Raw genomic sequence first — 16,364 nt, forward strand, 5'->3', positions numbered from 1 at the left:
TTGCAGATATAAGAATTTTGTCTACCTTTGCAACCGCAATCGAGAGAGATAGCAACGAAAGAATGAAATAATGGTGCGTTAGTTCAGTTGGTTAGAATACATGCCTGTCACGCATGGGGTCACGGGTTCGAGTCCCGTACGCACCGCGAAAGAAAATATCAAATTAAAGCAAAGCTCTGAAATTCAATGATTTCAGAGCTTTTTTTCTGTATCGGCAAGAATAACGATTAAAAAATCATGCATGGGATTATTCGTGGGATTTCTGCCAGTCTTACTATACTCATCTGATGAACTTGAACTTTCTTGCGGTATAATCGGGAATTCGGGTACAAATATCCGTAAATCATATACACCTTCGCTTGTGCTATCGCGGTACTTTTGTCATCAGAAGTTTAACAAGAAAAATAGAGTAATATAGCGTATGGCAAAAATAATTTTAGGAGTTTTGTCACTGCTTGTCATAATGTCGTGCAGTATCCCAGTGAAGGAGAACACCGTTCAACCCAATATAATGGAAACGAACAAGAAAAATCTCGGAAATCTGTTGGCGCTCTATCCCAAGCCGATGACGGTTGTCGGGGCGGAGGTTGAAGGGAAAGTAAACTGGCTAGTGGTAGGCCATACGGGTGTTATTGGACATGACCGGATACTCATCAGCATGAGTAAAAGCCATTACACTAATCAAGGGATAAAGGCCTCAAAACGACTTTCCGTCAATCTAGTGAGTCGTGAAATATTGCCGAAAGCTGACTATGTGGGAAGTGTAAGCGGTGCGACGGTCGATAAGTCGGAGGTGTTTGCCTACCATATTGGCGAAAACGGTACCCCTGTTATAGACGCATCACCCCTCACCATGGAGTGTGAGGTGGTAGACATCTATGAAACTGAAGGTTTCGACAATTTCATTTGTGCGATAGTCAATACATACGCTGCTCCTGAAGTGCTTGATAATAACGGGAAACTTGACTATACGAAGCTGAAACCCGTATTGTTTGAATTTCCGACCTATTCCTACCTTGCCACGGGAGAGATTATCGGCAAATGCCTGAATCTGGATAAGCAGCCGGGTATGTGCGCTAAAGAGCCGATGAGTGCTGACGGTATCGTGCGGTTGTCGAAAATCGAAGTTTATCCGCAGTATCTCGACGAATATATGAAATACGCAACCGAAGTAGGCGAAATCTCTCTGCGCATCGAATCGGGCGTGCTGACTATGTATGCGGTCGGCGAGAAGGAGAATCCCTGCAAGGTGACTATTCTCGAAACCTATGCGAGCCGTGCGGATATTGCATCAGAACACTTTCAGAAATACAAGCAAGGAACGTTGCACATGGTCAAATCATTGGTCTTGTCTGACCAGACGCCACTTAATCCGGCTAACAAGCTCAATAACTTCATGCAATAAATAGAACGACTATGAACAAGATTTTTTTAATTTCAGTATTCAGCATTTTAACACTTAATGTTATGGCACAAGAAAAGATAGTACAGACAGCAGGACGCATCCAGTTGGGTGAGTTTGCTCCTAAATTTGCGGAACTAAACGACGATGTCCTCTTTGGCGAGGTCTGGAGCCGCACCGACAAACTCGGTCTGCGTGACCGTAGTTTGGTAACTATAACTTCTCTTATCAGTCAGGGTATCACGGATAATTCGCTCGTGTTCCACCTTCAGTCGGCAAAAAAGAACGGCATCACCCGTACGGAGATTGCTGAAATCATCACACATATCGGTTTCTATGCCGGTTGGCCCAAAGCGTGGGCAGCGTTTAATCTGGCCAAAGGCGTATGGGCAGAGGACACTGCCGGTGAAGATACCAAAGCCGCGTTCCAGCGTGAAATGATTTTCCCCATTGGAGAACCGAACACAGCATACGCACAGTACTTCATAGGTAACAGCTATCTTGCTCCCGTTTCACGTGAGCAGGTTTCCGTCTCTAACGTCACTTTCGAGCCTCGTTGCCGCAATAACTGGCACATACACCGTGCTACTAAAGGCGGTGGACAGATGCTTATCGGTGTTGCCGGTCGTGGGTGGTATCAAGAAGAGGGCAAGCCGGCAGTAGAGATTCTACCCGGTACGGTTATCCATATCCCTGCAAATGTGAAGCATTGGCACGGTGCTGCTTCTGATGGTTGGTTTGCCCATCTTGCTTTCGAAGTTCCCGGTGAGGATACTTCTAATGAATGGCTAGAACCGGTGACGGATGAAGAATACGATAAACTTAAATAGGAGAAACTATGACTACGAACGAATTCAAAGAATATGTAAAGACGCGTCAAGCGCTTAATACGGAGGAGATACACCGTTTTATGGACGAAATGAGCAGTGAAGCCAGGCGTATCACTTTCCGGCTGAACACCGCATACTATACGCCGGACGAAGTACGTGAGTTGCTATCCGAATTGTTCGGTTATCAAGTTCCGTCATCGTTCCGAGTATTTCCGCCGTTTTATGCCGATTTCGGGAAGAATATAACAGTGGGCGAAGGCGTATTTATTAATGCCTGCTGTCATTTTCAAGACCATGGTGGTGTGATAATTGGCGACGGATGCCAAATTGGGCATAATGTAGTCTTTGCAACGCTCAATCATGGTTTGCCTCCGGCTGAACGCCAAACTACCTATCCGGCACCAATTGTACTGGGCAAGAATGTCTGGGTAGGTTCTAATGCAACAATTCTTCAAGGAGTGACAATTGGTGACAATGCTGTGGTGGGAGCTGGAGCGGTCGTGACGAAAGATGTGGAAGCAAATACAATAGTAGGTGGTGTCCCCGCAAAATTGATAAAGAGAATAGAATAATAAAATTGAAAACAAGATGAAAATAATATCAAATACAGCATTTGGCGGAGAAAGACCTTTGTTTGAATCGCATGACTTACGTTTGGAGAATGTAGTTATCCGTGCTGGAGAATCAGCCATCAAGGAATGCAGCAACATCGAAGCTGTTGATTGTCGGTTCGAAGGAAATTATCCCTTCTGGCATGTTCACGGATTTGTTATCGACCGTTGTTTTTTCGATGTCGGCGGGCGTTCGGCACTGTGGTATTCCGACCATCTGAAAATGACTGATACGCGTATCGATGCACCCAAAATGTTTCGCGAGATGCACGACATCGAAATAGAGAATGTAGAGATAAACGATGCCGATGAGGTGTTCTGGCGTTGTAAAAAACTGAATATCAAAAATCTGAAACTGCATGGAGGAACTTATCCGTTCATGTTCAGCAGCGACATCCGCATAGACGGATTGGAAAGCGACAGCAAGTACGTTTTCCAGTATGTGAAGAATGTGGAGTTGCGCAATGCCAAAATCACTACGAAGGATGCCTTCTGGGAGGTGGAGAATGTGACAATCTACGATTCTGAACTCAGCGGCGAATATCTCGGCTGGCATTCGCACAATCTCCGGTTGGTGAATTGCCATATAACCGGTGAGCAACCGCTCTGCTATGCCCACGACCTCGTACTGGAGAATTGCACCTTTGGTCCCGACTGCGACCGGGCTTTTGAATATAGTTCGGTGCAGGCAACCATCAAAGGAACAATAGGCGGGGTGAAGAATCCACGGACAGGCTGTATCACTGCCGAAAGCTATGGGGAAATCATTCTCGACGAAAATATAAAGGCGCCTGCCGATTGTGAGTTGAGGCTTTGGGATGGTAACTGGATTTATAAATTATGAAATACGATTTCGATACAATCATCTCGCGTCGCGGGACGAATTCTTATAAATGGGATATTCCCGAAGAGGAGAATGTACTGCCCATGTGGGTGGCGGATATGGATTTTCGTACAGCACCCGCTATTATCGATGCCTTACAAAAGCGGGTGGCGCACGGTATTTTCGGTTATACAAAAGTACCCGAAGCCTATTATGATGCGGTTGTCCGGTGGTTCGATGACCGGCATCGCTGGCAGGTTGATTCCCGGTGGATTATCTATACGAGTGGTGTCGTGCCGGCTCTGTCAGCCATTATCAAAGCCTTGGCCATGCCGGGTGATAAAGTCATCGTTCAGACTCCTGCCTATAATTGTTTCTATTCATCTATCCGTAATGACGGATGCGAGTTGTTTGCCAATAATCTCATTTATCAGGATGGCCGCTACGTAATCGACTTTGCCGATCTTGAAAGGAAAGCTTCCGATCCGAAAGCAAAAATCCTGCTGCTGTGCAATCCTCACAATCCGGTCGGACGGGTCTGGACTCCGGAAGAACTGCAGCATATAGGTGATATTTGTTTACGGAATGAGGTGTTTGTCGTGGCGGATGAGATTCATTGTGAACTGACTTACGAAGGATATGACTACACACCCTTTGCCTCCTTGTCTGAACGCTTTTTGCAAAATTCCGTTACTTGCGTTTCGCCGAGCAAGGCGTTCAACCTTGCCGGGTTGCAAATCGCCAATATCATCGCAGCCGATGAAGAGGTGCGCCGCCGTATTGACAGAGCCATCAATATCAACGAGGTATGCGACGTCAATCCGTTCGGCGTAATCGCCACAATGGCAGCTTATAACGAAGGTGGGGAATGGCTCGATGCCTTGCGGAAATATCTGCGGGGGAATTACGAATACCTCTGCCGCTTTTTCAAGGAACGGTTACCACAATATCCCGTGCTGCCACTCGAAGGAACTTATTTGGTTTGGATAGACTGCAGTGCCTCTGGTATCAACTCAGATGCTGTCGCCTTGCGTTTGCAAGAACAACAGCACTTGATGGTCAATTCCGGTACGATGTACGGTCCCGGTGGAGAGGGCTTTATCCGGCTGAATATCGCTTGCCCCCGGGCTCTGCTTGCTGATGGACTGGAACGGATGGCCCGTTTATTCTATCGTGAAGTCTTCTGATTTAAATCCGCTGTAATACCTACCGGCGAAGGCGGTGAACTTCAGGACACAATAATCGGGATCAGTCACTCCTTCGGGGTAGTACATAGTGTCGCCTTCCTGCCATATCATTTCCTTACTGGTGCTGTCCGTCAGTATCTCCATCGTGCCGCGCAGCATTACGCCCTTGAAGAAGCGTGTGTTGCAGACGTAAAGGCATGCCCGGTTATTTTTGAGAAATTGCGAAACGCGCATCGACGAGGTGTTCGTTGATAGGTAAATGTGTTTGATCCCTTCCCTTTTGCGGGTTTGCAACATGGCCTTGATGTTGGGAAAGCCTTCGGCATCCATCGAACCGACAAAGATGGTTTTTTCCTTGTCAATCATGTTTCCTACTGTTTTTTCTGCATTTCTCATTGTTTGTTTTTTTATGGGTTATTGTTTCAAGGGCAAAGATAGCCGGTAAGTGGAACTTTTGTACAATAAAAAAGAAGGAGGATATGTCACTTTTCACGGTTTCTCCATTTTCCGGTAGGCGAGGGGAGTATACCCTATACATTGTCGGAAACTACGTACAAAGTAGGAGACGGTTGAGAAATGAAGTTCAGAGGCTATTTCTGAAATGGGGAGGTCGGTGTAGGTGAGCAGACGCTGGGCTTCGTCTGTAATCTTGTTGAGTATGTACTGCTTGGCATTGATGTTTATGGCCGAAGAGAGGATTTCGTTCAGATAGTTGGGAGTGATGCATAGTTTATCGGCATAGAATTGTACAGAATGCTGCTCCCGGAAGTGCTCCCCAACCAATTCGAAGAATCGGCTGAGGTGGAAGCTGCTGATATCTTTATGTGGCTCCTTACCCGTCTCCGGAGGGATAGAGGTGCGGTAGGCACGGTTGAGTAGCATGAGGACTTCGTAAAGTAAGGCGCGTAATATGCCCGTATCGTGTGGGTGGAAAGAGTCGATTTCGACCTTTATGTCGTGCAGAAGTTGGAGTATCCGTGCATAGAGCCCGTTCGGCAGTTGGAGTTTGTCTGCCGTTTTTCCCATTCGGAAGAACGGGAGGTGCTGCACGAATAGTGGGTCTTTGAAGAAAGAGGTCAAAAAGGTATCCTCAAAAATTAGAGCATGACCGTTGCCGATACGGTCTGTGTCCCAACTGCGCACCTCACCTGGTTTGGAGAAGAATACATCACCGGGAGCTGCCAAGTGTGTCCGGTTACCGATAGTGAATTCTCCTTCTCCTTCTGTGATGAAGGTGATGTCATAGTAGGTCAGAATATGTACTTTTCCCTGGGTCAAGAATTTCCGGGTATACTGCAAATCAACGACATCTATCAGAAGTTCGCTTCCGTACTTAGTTTTGTAGAAATTGTATCGTGGGATGGCATTTTTCATGGCTTAACATTGTATGATGGCAGTAAAGTTAGAGAAAAAGCTGCTCCGTACAATAGCGAATAGGAAAATGTTGGGTAAAGACCGGGAGTTTTGTTTATCTTTGCACCCGCAATTATCAATCGCCTTGCAACGATTGTCTGGAATTATCATATTATGAAACAGAAACGAATACCATTGGTGGGCAGACAATACCTTGTGCCCTTCATTTTGATTACCTCTCTTTTCTTTTTGTGGGGATTTGCCCATGCCATTCTGAATGTACTGAACAAGCACTTTCAAGAGATACTGGATATCACGAAGACACATTCGGCCTTTATACAGATGACGATGTATATGGGATACTTCATTATGGCCATTCCTGCAGGACTTTTCATCAGTCGCTTCGGATACCGCCGGGGTGTGGTATTCGGTCTGTTGCTCTACGGCATCGGTTCGCTGCTCTTTATCCCCGGGCAGCATTATCTGTCTTTTAATCTTTTCTTGTTTGCATTGTTCGTGATAGGCTGCGGACTGACATTTCTTGAAACTGCCGCCAATCCTTATGCCACAGAATTGGGCGCAAAGGAAACTGCTGCCAGCCGACTGAATTTCGCACAATCCTTCAATGGTCTGGGATGTATCTGTGCGCCGGTACTGGCTGGACTGCTACTCTTCTCGAAGGATGGGCAGACGGGCTCGGGTAATGTCGCATTGCCCTATATCTGCATGGGGGTAATTGTGTTGCTGGTAGCGCTGGTCTTTTCAAGAATCAAGTTGCCCGAGATTGAACATAGTGTGGAGGTGGACGAAGCTGGTAATAAGGTCGGATTGTGGTCACACCGGCTTTTCATTTTCGGGCTGATAGCCTTGTTTGCCTATGAGGTCGGCGAGATTTCCATCAACAGCTTCTTCATCAATTACGTGGTGGAGCAGAATTGGATGAATGCCCGCGAAGCTTCCGTAGTGCTTTCTTTCGGTGGACTGGGATTATTTATGTTGGGACGTTTTGCCGGTAGCTGGATTATGGGACGTGTGCGTGCCGAGAAAATGTTGCTGGTGTGTGCTACGGGGACAGTAGTGACTACTTCGTTGGTACTGCTGGATGTAGGGATGATATCGCTTGCAGCTCTGTTGTGCGGATATGCGTTTGAGGCTATTATGTTTCCCACGATTTTTGCCCTTTCCTTGCGCGGGCTGGGCAACCATACCAAGAGGGCTTCCTCTTTCCTGATGATGTCTCCCGTGGGAGGCGTGGTAGGTCCGCTGTTGATGGGACTGGTGGCAGACCATACGACGATGGTGTGGGCGTTCATTGTACCGCTGGTTGCCTATTGCGTGGTATGGGCATATGCTCGCAAGATGGTGTCCGTCTCTACCGCTTCCTCAATATAGAAGGAATCCTGCGATTCCGGCAAGGATTATCAGTAAGATAGGGTGAAGGTGCCACTTCCACGTCACGCCGAAAGCGGCTGCAAAGATAAGTATGCTTTTGTAATCTATGAAATTTTCCTTGTTCATCAGCAATAGGGCAGCAGCAGCTATCAATGATACGGACATGGGCAGTAGTCCAGACATTGCCGCCTTGATGTATTTGTTGTCTTTGCATTTCACGAAGAAGTAAGAGATGAGCAATACCAGGATGAACGAGGGAAGGCATACTGCAACGGTGGCCACGACAGCTCCCCACACGCTTTGAGTAACTGCATAGCCCACATAGGTGGCACTGTTGATGCCTATCGGACCGGGCGTCATCTGCGAGATGGCCACCACGTCCGTGAATTGTTGCAGGGTGAGCCAGTGATGGTGGTCCACCACCTCGTATTGGATGAGGGACAACATGGCGTAACCGCCTCCAAAACCGAACATTCCGATTTTCAGATATACCAATATCAGCTGCCAATAAATCATATCTGTAATTTTCTCAGTTTATCTTTTAACCATAATGTATAGAGCATTCCTCCTGCAATTCCTGCAAGGACAATGTATACGGGGGATAGCCCGAATTGCCAGATGAGTATGGTGGCGATGGCTGGAAGCACCGGTTGCCAATACTTCAGCTTCAGCGCCCGTGCAGCCGAAATGCAGGGTATCACAATCAGTGCGACTACTGCCGGACGGATGCCATTAAAGATGCGTATCATCACCTGGTTGTCCTGGAAATGAGCGAAGGACATGGCTATCAGCATCATGATGACAAAAGAGGGGAGGATTGTGGCAAGTGCACACACCAGGCTGCCTTTTACTTTATGCAGCTTGTAGCCGACGAATATGGATATATTGACAGCAAAAACACCGGGAAGTGACTGACTCAACGCAAACATTTCCATGAAATCTTCTTTACTCATCCATCTCTTTTTTACGATTTCCCGTTCAATGAGAGGTATCATAGCGTATCCACCACCGATAGTGAACATTCCTATCTTGGCAAAGGTCATAAAAAGCAGTAAATATTTCATTATTTCTCTTCGGGTGACGTTCTTTTGCAAAGAAACCCAAATTAATCAACATATACAAATTAGGGGTATAATATTTATTTATTGATATTTTATATTGTAGGGCTATATTCTTAAATCTATTTAAAAGGAGGATATTCCGTCGTAAATAAGCTTTATCTTTAACACGTAATTACAAATAATATAAAATGTAGGTATGATACAGATAGTGCAATTACATGGTACGGATAAGAAGCTGTATGAGCTTGTAGCCCCTTTGGTTATGAGTCCGGAAGTACTGAAACAGAACTACAATTATCCTTTCAGGACAGCGGAAGAGTACGAGTGGTTTGTTGCTTTGGATAATAAACATGTTGTAGGTTTTGTGCCAGTGGAGCACAAGAAGTATGAATGTGTCATCAACAACTATTATATTAAGGAAAGGAATGTTGACACTCTGAAATTGCTTCTGGAAAAGGTACTTGAGAAGCAGGGCAAGGAGAGTAGCCTGACGGCTGTTAGCTTTGTCGAAGATAGGGATGTCTTCAGCGAGCTGGGCTTTTTGGAAGACAAGGTATGGACCCGTTATGTGAAAATGAAGAAAAACAAATAATTATGGCTGCACCCAAAAATGTGTATGAACTGGCGCAAGAACGTCTTGATGTGATTTTTAGGGAGTTTGACACGATATGCGTCTCTTTTTCGGGAGGGAAAGATAGTGGAGTGTTGCTGAATTTATGCATAGACTATATCCGCCGGAACCGGTTGAACCGTAAACTGTGTGTATTCCATATGGACTATGAAATACAGTACAGCATGACCATTGATTATGTGGACCGGGTATTGGAGGCGAATAAGGATATATTGGAGGTGTACCGTGTTTGCGTGCCTTTCCGTGTAACGACTTGTACGTCGATGTACCAGAGCTACTGGCGTCCGTGGCAGGAGGATTTGGAGGACATTTGGGTGAGGAAAATGCCGAAAGGCTGCCTCACTAAAGAGACGTTTCCTTTCTACACTCCCGAAATGTGGGATTATGAGTTCCAGATGCACTTTGCCAAATGGCTGCATGAGAAGAAGGACGGAGTGCGTGCCTGCTTTCTCATAGGCATCCGTACGCAAGAGAGTTTTAACCGCTGGCGCAGCATTCATCTGAACCGGAAGTATCAGATGTACCACAATTACCGCTGGACCTCGAAGATAGGCAATGACATTTTCAATGCTTATCCCATTTATGATTGGAAGACGACGGATATCTGGACAGCCAATGGTAAATTCGGCTTTGACTATAACCATTTGTATGACCTATATTATAAAGCCGGGGTCAATATCGAACGCCAGCGTGTGGCAAGCCCTTTTCTCTGTGAGGCACAAGAGAGCTTGAAGCTGTATCGCGTCATCGACCCGAATACTTGGGGAAGAATGATAGGACGGGTCAACGGGGTGAATTTTACCGGTATTTATGGAGGGACGCGTGCTATGGGGTGGCAAACGGTCCGACTGCCCGAAGGGTATACGTGGAAGGGCTTTATGCAGTTCCTGCTTTCCACCTTGCCGGAAGAGACCCGGAGGAACTACTTGAAAAAGCTTACCGTTAGCATTGAATTTTGGCGTACAAAGGGGGGGTGTCTGGCTGACGAGACCATCCAGAAGCTGAGGGATGCAGGAGTGTCCATCGAAGTGATAAATACCACGAATTACAAGACGAACAAGAAACCGGTGCGCATGGACTATCTGGATGATATTGACATCGCGGAATTCCGGGAAATCCCCACTTATAAGCGGATGTGCATATGCATCCTGAAGAACGACCATGCCTGCAAGTACATGGGGTTTGCCTTGAACAAGGAAGAGGCATACAAAAGAGACAAGATAATGGAACAATTCAAAAATATGATGTTATGAGCGTAGATAAAAGTCCGGTATATAATGTAAAGGCAATTCCAATAGAGAAGATACAAGCAAACGATTACAATCCGAATGTAGTGGCACCGCCCGAAATGAAGCTTTTGGAGCTTTCCATTTGGGAAGATGGTTTCACCATGCCTTGTGTCTGTTACTATGATGAGGAAGCGGATAATTATATCCTGGTGGACGGCTACCACCGTTATCAGGTGTTGAAGACATCCAAGAGGATTTATCAGCGTGAAAACGGGTTGCTTCCCGTGGTAGTGATTGACAAGGAACTTTCCAACCGTATGGCATCCACTATCCGTCACAATCGTGCCCGTGGCACGCACAACATCGAGTTGATGTGCCATATTGTTGCGGAATTGGACAGAGCTGGCATGTCGGATGAATGGATAATGAAGAATATCGGAATGGATCGCGACGAAGTATTGCGTTTAAAGCAAATTTCGGGTTTGGCAGACTTGTTTGCGAACAAGGACTTCAGCATTCCGGATAAGAAAGAAGAGTATATGTTGGATAAATAAATGAATGTTTCAGGGGTGGATTTTTTAATCTGCCTCTTTATATTCATTAATAAGTGAAATATTTCGTTGCAAACTTGCATAATTTAGTCAAATCGCCTACATTTGTCAGCATCAAAACAAACAGAATAGGTCTTATGTGCTTTAAGGCACTATAAAAAACATTACATGAAGAAAATTTTGGTTAGTGGTGGTGCTGGTTTTATAGGTTCTCACCTTTGTACCCGATTGATAAACGATGGGCATCAGGTGATTTGTCTGGATAATCTTTTCACCGGTTCGGAAGGAAATATCACTCATCTGAAGAGCAATCCCCGCTTTGAGTTTGTACTGCATGATGTGGAAACCCCTTATGATGCAGATGTGGACGAAATCTATAATCTTGCTTGTCCCGCTTCTCCCATCCACTACCAATATGACGCCATTAAAACTATCAAGACTTCTGTATTGGGCGCCATCAATATGCTGGAACTGGCCAAAAAGACGAATGCCAAGATATTGCAGGCCTCTACCAGCGAAGTGTACGGTGACCCCGTTATTCATCCCCAAGTGGAAAGTTATTGGGGAAATGTAAATCCAATCGGCCTCCGTTCTTGTTATGATGAAGGGAAGCGTTGTGCCGAGACATTGTTTATGGACTATCACCGCCAGAATGGAGTGCGGATCAAGATTATCCGTATATTCAATACGTACGGTCCTCGGATGCTGCCGAATGACGGACGGGTGGTTTCCAATTTCGTGGTTCAGGCATTGCAGAACCTGGATATTACGATATACGGTTCGGGCAATCAGACACGGAGTTTCCAGTATGTAGATGACTGTATAGAAGGTATGGTACGGATGATGAATACGGAGGACGATTTTATCGGTCCGGTAAACTTGGGAAATCCGAATGAATTCTCCATATTGGAACTGGCGGAAAAGGTCATCAGGTTGACGAATTCCAAATCGAAACTGATTTTCAAACCATTGCCTCATGATGATCCCAAACAGCGTCAGCCGGACATCACTCTGGCAAAGGAAAAGTTGGGCTGGGAACCGACTATAGAGTTGGAAGAGGGTTTACAGTATATAATAGAGTATTTTAAGGAATATCGTTCCTAACTAAATAGTGATTTTGATAACGGGAAAAACAATATAGAAAGATGAACATGGAAATAAATCCTTCCGAATACAAGATCCTCATCGTTGACGATGTGATGTCAAATGTTTTATTGTTGAAAGTGCTTTTGACAAACGAGAAATTCGCAATTGCTACTGCGAGTAACGGGCGGCAGGCATTGGAGCAGGTGGAAAAGGAAAATCCTGACTTGGTTTTGCTTGATGTAATGATGCCGGACATGAGTGGTTTTGAAGTAGCCCAACATTTAAAGTCAAATCCGCAGACTGCTGAAATTCCGATCATCTTTCTGACCGCACTGAATAGTACGGCAGATATTGTGAAAGGCTTTCAGGTAGGAGCGAATGACTTCATCTCTAAACCTTTCAATAAGGAGGAACTGATTATCCGTGTTACCCACCAAATATCTTTGGTAGCTGCCAAGCGGCTGATTTTGAGTAAGACGGAAGAACTGCAACGTACCATTGCCGGGCGTGACAAGCTCTATTCGGTGATTGCCCATGACCTGCGTTCTCCGATGGGATCCATCAAGATGGTGCTGAATATGCTGATATTGAACTTGCCATTTGAGAAAATAGGTGCTGAAATGTACGAGCTTCTGACGATGGCTAATCAGACAACGGAGGATGTGTTCTCATTGCTGGATAACTTGCTGAAATGGACAAAGAGTCAAATCGGTAAGTTGAATGTGGTTTATCAGGATGTGGATCTCGTCGAAGTGACAGACGGTGTCATTGAGATTTTTAGTATGGTGGCAAGTCTGAAAAAGATAAGAATCCGCGAGATGAAACCGGAGAGAATGATGGTTAACGCTGATATTGACATGCTGAAGACGGTAGTCCGCAACTTGTTGAGCAATGCCATCAAGTTCAGCAAGGAGAATTCCGAAATATTGGTGAAGATGGAGGAAGTGAATGGTATGGCAGTTGTTAGTGTTCAAGATCATGGCTGTGGCATCAGCGAGGAAGGGCAGAAGAAATTGTTGCATGCTGATACGCATTTCAGCACGTTCGGTACGAACAACGAAGAAGGCTCGGGACTGGGCTTGTTGCTGTGCAAGGATTTTGTCGTGAAGAATGGCGGTAAACTGTGGTTTACTTCCAAGGAGGGCGAAGGCTCCATATTCAGCTTCTCTATTCCGGTGAAGTAATGATAACGAAGAAAATAGAACGGATGGTCCGTTGAAGTAAAACAGACCATCCGTCAGACTCAAATAGACCGTCTGTTTCTTATGAACGGATGGTCTGTTTTTTTATCTCTTACACAGACTGCGGAAATCGCAATATTCACATTTCCGGGTATCCTCTGTTTGGCTGAATGTTTCTTCTTGGCTGAATATCTCCTGCAGGAGTCCGTGCAGCCGTTTGCGGAACTCGTCTTCGAAGAAAGCGAAGTTGTTGACCGGTACCTTGGGTTGTCGTGGCGCTCCCATTTCGATGATCGGGGAGTAGCTTTCGGAAGCTGCCCGGTGGATGTAGAGCAGGGAAGGGGCTACCTTCAGCGATTGCTTGCGGCAGAGGATGGCGGCGTACAAAAACGTCTGGAAAATATAGTTGGGACGGTTGTCGGCGGGAGTAAACAGTTGTTCTATATTTTCTGGAGTCTTGGGAGTACCGCCTGTCTTGTAGTCCACAATACGTAGCGTGTCTCCTTTGCTGTCCAGGCGGTCGATGGTACCGCCTATCTGTAAGGCAAGCTTTCCTTGCGGAGTATCTATTTCCATCGTTTCTCTGACGTCCTGTTCCATGCCCTCCATACGGAACGGGGCATATTGCAGGTCATTGCGCAGGAGCTGGCGCAGGTAAGAGGCGATGACTTTGGAATGGATGAGCTGCGTACCGTTATACTCCGGTTGCTCCGTAAGGGGCACATGGAAGAACTTTTCTTTGAAAGCATTGTCCACATAGGCTTGCAGGCGAACATCGTCTTTCAGTAATTGTTCCAGGTCATCTTTACGTATCTCCCGTCCGTTGGCTATCAGTTCGTTGTACACCAGTTCGGCAGAACGGTGGAAGATGGTGCCGAAGAGGGCGGAGTCTATCTCGGCGCTTACTTCATCGGGAGCTTTCAGGCCAGCTACGTATCGGTAGTAGAATTTCAGCCGGCAGTCCAGATAGGCATTGAGGGCAGAGGGGGAGAAGAACGCTTGGGGACGTCGGTGGATGTCGTAGGCATCGAACATCTGTTGCAACATCTCCGGTGTCTTGTGAATCTCAATTTCCCGGGCTTGCTGGGGGGATTGTCCGGCTTCAAGGTACTCAAGGGAGATGTTGTGTGGCGATTCTACCAGGAATTGCAGCATGAAGCGGGACATTTCCCCGCGGTTCAGTCCGTCCGAAGAGGTGTTATATAATAAGGTGACGTTTTCTGCCCGCTGGATGAGGCGGTAGAAGTAGTAGGCATAGACGGCATTTTTGTGCTCTATGGTGGTCATGCCGAAGGCTTTCCTTAGGTTGTAGGGGATGAAGGAGGACTCGCCTCCGGCTTTGGGCAATTGCCCTTCGTTGAGGGAGAGCATGATAAGATTGCGGAAGTCGAGGTTACGCGTTTCCAGCACACCCATTACTTGCATGCCGATGGCGGGCTCTCCGTGGAAGGGGATGTTGGCAGAGGTAAGCAGCCGGTTCAGCAGTCGCTTCAGCGTGTCTGTGCGCAGGCTACTCAGTTCCCCGGTCTCTATCAGATTGAGCAGGCGATTGACGAGAGTGTAACTTTTGAACAGAGACTCACGGTACAGCTGGTTGAAGATGTCTTCCACGTCTTTTTCCTGGCGGTAGAGGACGGCTACTTCGCGAAGCAGTTCGGTGAGGTAGCTGCATAGGGCGGCGATGCCGTTCTGTGGTGTAAAGACTTGTTCAAGGAATGCGTCCTGCTTCAGCTCCGAGGGAAGAGGATAGAAGCGATTGTCCTGCGTAAGCCGTCTTTCCAGTACTTCGGCATGGGAGGAAAGCTGCCGGGTATAAGGATGTTTCAGCAGGGTGAGTACGGTCTCGTAAGTATATCGTCCGGTACCTGTGTGGTAGCCGGTAGTCTGTAGTTCTACAAGGGCGTTGATGAAGCTGTATACCGGAGTTTGGGCAAGGGGGAATCCCATTGTGATGTTGACGTTCTTTACCTCTGCCGGAATGGAGTGGAGGACGGGAAGCAGTAGGGATTCGTTGCAGAGGACGACGGCAGTATCCTTTAATGAAGATTCTTTATTTCTCTGTTTTTCGTTCTCCCTAATCCATTGAGGCAAGTAACGGGCTTGTGCATTTTCCGTAGAAGCGGAGATAAAGCGTACATTCTTGGGTTTCCGCAGTACATCAAAGGATTTTTCGGGGAGCTGGTTGGGGAACAGCTTTAGGTTGCGGAGGATGAATTCGCCTGCTTCGTGGGTATAGGGTGGTTTTTGTTCGCGTGGGAGGCGGGTGTAGAATACGTCATAGTCCCAATAGAACATCGCTTTTCCGGCATTCTGCAAGAGCTGAAAGAAACGGGTTTCTACTCTATTCAGCACGTTGAAGCCGACAAATACATAGCGGTCGTAGCGTAGTCGGTCGGTGTTGAGTTGCTCCATGACATTGCGGTACATCATGCCTTCGTAGGCGATGCCAAGTTCCGTGAGGTTTCGGCGGTAGTGGCGGTAGATGTCGCCCAACTTATCCCAGAGGGAGATGAATTTTGCTTTCAGCTCCGTGCGCTTTTCTATGGAGAAATTTTGGAAGAATTGGCGGATGGCTTCTTCCTGCTCTTGGTCAAGGAAGTCGTAGCCGTCCATGATGTTCTTCAGTTCCTGCAGATTGCTGAAGAGCTTGTCGGCATCTACGAGGTTTTTGTCCACGTCGTCGAAGTCGCTGATGAGCAGTTCTCCCCAGAAGTAGAAGTCATCCAGAGTCTCTTCACTGTGGGTCTCTTCGCGGAACACCTTATACAGTTCGCATACCAGGCGGATGGGGTCACCGGACTTTAGTGGCGAGAGTTGCCGGAATAGTTCGCTGATGCTGACGTAGGCGGGCGACCACAAGGGGCGGTCCGTTTCGGCTGCCAGGTATTCGTTGAAGAACAGACTGGCACGTTTGTTGGGGAAAACGATGGCGGTGCGCGAGAGGTCGTTTCCTATTTTGGCGTAAAGGTCGTGGGCGACCAGTTGGAGAAATGTTTTCATAATTCAGTTGATAATTGATAGTTGATA

16 protein-coding genes and 1 tRNA gene are annotated in these 16,364 nt (G+C 46.7%); 12 read left to right on the forward strand and 5 right to left on the reverse strand.

Annotated elements, in window-relative coordinates; all coding sequences use genetic code 11:
• Positions 1–72: 72 nt before the first annotated feature.
• The 6 genes from EYA81_RS16965 to EYA81_RS16990 all read left to right on the forward strand — a co-directional run bounded on the left by EYA81_RS16965 (position 73) and on the right by EYA81_RS16990 (position 4,853).
• Positions 73–146: transfer RNA gene (locus EYA81_RS16965), tRNA-Asp, on the forward strand.
• A gap of 275 nt (positions 147–421) precedes the next feature.
• A complete protein-coding gene (locus tag EYA81_RS16970) occupies positions 422–1,405 on the forward strand; it encodes a flavin reductase (protein WP_131226131.1) in 984 nt (327 codons plus the stop codon).
• A gap of 11 nt (positions 1,406–1,416) precedes the next feature.
• Complete coding sequence (locus tag EYA81_RS16975; protein ID WP_131226133.1) at positions 1,417–2,232, forward strand: carboxymuconolactone decarboxylase family protein; 816 nt, start codon at positions 1,417–1,419, stop codon at positions 2,230–2,232.
• A gap of 8 nt (positions 2,233–2,240) precedes the next feature.
• A complete protein-coding gene (locus EYA81_RS16980; RefSeq protein WP_117964407.1) occupies positions 2,241–2,804 on the forward strand; it encodes a sugar O-acetyltransferase in 564 nt (187 codons plus the stop codon).
• Positions 2,805–2,820: 16 nt separating this feature from the next.
• Complete coding sequence (locus EYA81_RS16985; protein ID WP_117964406.1) at positions 2,821–3,687, forward strand: DUF3737 family protein; 867 nt, start codon at positions 2,821–2,823, stop codon at positions 3,685–3,687.
• On the forward strand, positions 3,684–4,853 hold the full coding sequence (locus EYA81_RS16990; protein ID WP_117962370.1) for a MalY/PatB family protein: 1,170 nt from the start codon (positions 3,684–3,686) through the stop codon (positions 4,851–4,853). The genes EYA81_RS16985 and EYA81_RS16990 overlap by 4 nt, the downstream gene beginning before the upstream one ends.
• Here EYA81_RS16990 and EYA81_RS16995 read toward each other — a convergent pair.
• Together EYA81_RS16995 and EYA81_RS17000 are read right to left on the reverse strand one after the other, a co-directional pair.
• On the reverse strand, positions 4,830–5,249 hold the full coding sequence (locus EYA81_RS16995) for a pyridoxamine 5'-phosphate oxidase family protein (protein ID WP_117599484.1): 420 nt from the start codon (positions 5,247–5,249) through the stop codon (positions 4,830–4,832). The two genes, EYA81_RS16990 and EYA81_RS16995, sit on opposite strands and share 24 nt — an antisense overlap.
• 93 nt (positions 5,250–5,342) lie before the next feature.
• Positions 5,343–6,227, reverse strand: a complete 885-nt coding sequence (locus EYA81_RS17000) for an AraC family transcriptional regulator (protein ID WP_117599485.1) — start codon at positions 6,225–6,227, stop codon at positions 5,343–5,345.
• Positions 6,228–6,380: 153 nt separating this feature from the next.
• On the opposite strand from EYA81_RS17000, the gene EYA81_RS17005 reads away from it, so the two are divergent.
• Positions 6,381–7,598 (forward strand): sugar MFS transporter, encoded by a 1,218-nt coding sequence (locus tag EYA81_RS17005; RefSeq protein ID WP_117599486.1) that lies wholly within the window; start codon positions 6,381–6,383, stop codon positions 7,596–7,598.
• Here EYA81_RS17005 and EYA81_RS17010 read toward each other — a convergent pair.
• Both EYA81_RS17010 and EYA81_RS17015 read right to left on the reverse strand, forming a co-directional pair.
• Positions 7,590–8,114, reverse strand: coding sequence for a chromate transporter (locus EYA81_RS17010; protein ID WP_117599487.1), 525 nt, complete (start codon positions 8,112–8,114; stop codon positions 7,590–7,592). The genes EYA81_RS17005 and EYA81_RS17010 overlap by 9 nt on opposite strands.
• Entirely contained in the window at positions 8,111–8,662 is a 552-nt protein-coding gene (locus EYA81_RS17015) for a chromate transporter (protein ID WP_117599488.1), read from the reverse strand. Before EYA81_RS17015 ends, EYA81_RS17010 begins: the two co-directional genes overlap by 4 nt.
• Before the next feature lie 193 nt (positions 8,663–8,855).
• On the opposite strand from EYA81_RS17015, the gene EYA81_RS17020 reads away from it, so the two are divergent.
• The 5 genes from EYA81_RS17020 to EYA81_RS17040 all read left to right on the forward strand — a co-directional run bounded on the left by EYA81_RS17020 (position 8,856) and on the right by EYA81_RS17040 (position 13,340).
• On the forward strand, positions 8,856–9,251 hold the full coding sequence (locus tag EYA81_RS17020; RefSeq protein WP_117599489.1) for a hypothetical protein: 396 nt from the start codon (positions 8,856–8,858) through the stop codon (positions 9,249–9,251).
• 2 nt (positions 9,252–9,253) lie between these two features.
• Positions 9,254–10,543 (forward strand): DUF3440 domain-containing protein, encoded by a 1,290-nt coding sequence (locus EYA81_RS17025; RefSeq protein WP_087332529.1) that lies wholly within the window; start codon positions 9,254–9,256, stop codon positions 10,541–10,543.
• Positions 10,540–11,073, forward strand: a complete 534-nt coding sequence (locus EYA81_RS17030; RefSeq protein ID WP_117599490.1) for a ParB/RepB/Spo0J family partition protein — start codon at positions 10,540–10,542, stop codon at positions 11,071–11,073. The genes EYA81_RS17025 and EYA81_RS17030 overlap by 4 nt, the downstream gene beginning before the upstream one ends.
• A 165-nt stretch (positions 11,074–11,238) precedes the next feature.
• Entirely contained in the window at positions 11,239–12,174 is a 936-nt protein-coding gene (locus EYA81_RS17035) for a UDP-glucuronic acid decarboxylase family protein (RefSeq protein WP_131226135.1), read from the forward strand.
• 41 nt (positions 12,175–12,215) lie between these two features.
• Positions 12,216–13,340 carry a response regulator gene (locus EYA81_RS17040; RefSeq protein ID WP_117599492.1) on the forward strand — a complete coding sequence of 375 codons (1,125 nt, stop codon included), beginning with the start codon at positions 12,216–12,218 and terminating at the stop codon, positions 13,338–13,340.
• Positions 13,341–13,442: 102 nt separating this feature from the next.
• Here the strand turns inward: EYA81_RS17040 and EYA81_RS17045 are convergent, their stop codons facing one another.
• Positions 13,443–16,337: a PD-(D/E)XK nuclease family protein gene (locus EYA81_RS17045; RefSeq protein ID WP_131226136.1), complete on the reverse strand. Its 2,895-nt coding sequence runs from the start codon at positions 16,335–16,337 to the stop codon at positions 13,443–13,445.
• Between the last annotated feature and the right edge of the window lie 27 nt (positions 16,338–16,364).

The sequence above is a fragment of the Bacteroides sp. A1C1 genome, from assembly GCF_004328515.1.
In the GTDB taxonomy this organism is placed as follows: domain Bacteria; phylum Bacteroidota; class Bacteroidia; order Bacteroidales; family Bacteroidaceae; genus Bacteroides; species Bacteroides uniformis.

What these genes read in the sequence shown, in the direction of transcription:
- EYA81_RS16970 (WP_131226131.1), top strand. Translation starts at nt 422, where the DNA reads ATGGCAAAAATAATTTTAGGAGTTTTGTCACTGCTTGTCATAATGTCG.
- EYA81_RS16975 (WP_131226133.1), top strand. Translation starts at nt 1,417, where the DNA reads ATGAACAAGATTTTTTTAATTTCAGTATTCAGCATTTTAACACTTAAT.
- EYA81_RS16980 (WP_117964407.1), top strand. Translation starts at nt 2,241, where the DNA reads ATGACTACGAACGAATTCAAAGAATATGTAAAGACGCGTCAAGCGCTT.
- EYA81_RS16985 (WP_117964406.1), top strand. Translation starts at nt 2,821, where the DNA reads ATGAAAATAATATCAAATACAGCATTTGGCGGAGAAAGACCTTTGTTT.
- EYA81_RS16990 (WP_117962370.1), top strand. Translation starts at nt 3,684, where the DNA reads ATGAAATACGATTTCGATACAATCATCTCGCGTCGCGGGACGAATTCT.
- EYA81_RS16995 (WP_117599484.1), bottom strand. Translation starts at nt 5,249, where the DNA reads ATGAGAAATGCAGAAAAAACAGTAGGAAACATGATTGACAAGGAAAAA.
- EYA81_RS17000 (WP_117599485.1), bottom strand. Translation starts at nt 6,227, where the DNA reads ATGAAAAATGCCATCCCACGATACAATTTCTACAAAACTAAGTACGGA.
- EYA81_RS17005 (WP_117599486.1), top strand. Translation starts at nt 6,381, where the DNA reads ATGAAACAGAAACGAATACCATTGGTGGGCAGACAATACCTTGTGCCC.
- EYA81_RS17010 (WP_117599487.1), bottom strand. Translation starts at nt 8,114, where the DNA reads ATGATTTATTGGCAGCTGATATTGGTATATCTGAAAATCGGAATGTTC.
- EYA81_RS17015 (WP_117599488.1), bottom strand. Translation starts at nt 8,662, where the DNA reads ATGAAATATTTACTGCTTTTTATGACCTTTGCCAAGATAGGAATGTTC.
- EYA81_RS17020 (WP_117599489.1), top strand. Translation starts at nt 8,856, where the DNA reads ATGATACAGATAGTGCAATTACATGGTACGGATAAGAAGCTGTATGAG.
- EYA81_RS17025 (WP_087332529.1), top strand. Translation starts at nt 9,254, where the DNA reads ATGGCTGCACCCAAAAATGTGTATGAACTGGCGCAAGAACGTCTTGAT.
- EYA81_RS17030 (WP_117599490.1), top strand. Translation starts at nt 10,540, where the DNA reads ATGAGCGTAGATAAAAGTCCGGTATATAATGTAAAGGCAATTCCAATA.
- EYA81_RS17035 (WP_131226135.1), top strand. Translation starts at nt 11,239, where the DNA reads ATGAAGAAAATTTTGGTTAGTGGTGGTGCTGGTTTTATAGGTTCTCAC.
- EYA81_RS17040 (WP_117599492.1), top strand. Translation starts at nt 12,216, where the DNA reads ATGAACATGGAAATAAATCCTTCCGAATACAAGATCCTCATCGTTGAC.
- EYA81_RS17045 (WP_131226136.1), bottom strand. Translation starts at nt 16,337, where the DNA reads ATGAAAACATTTCTCCAACTGGTCGCCCACGACCTTTACGCCAAAATA.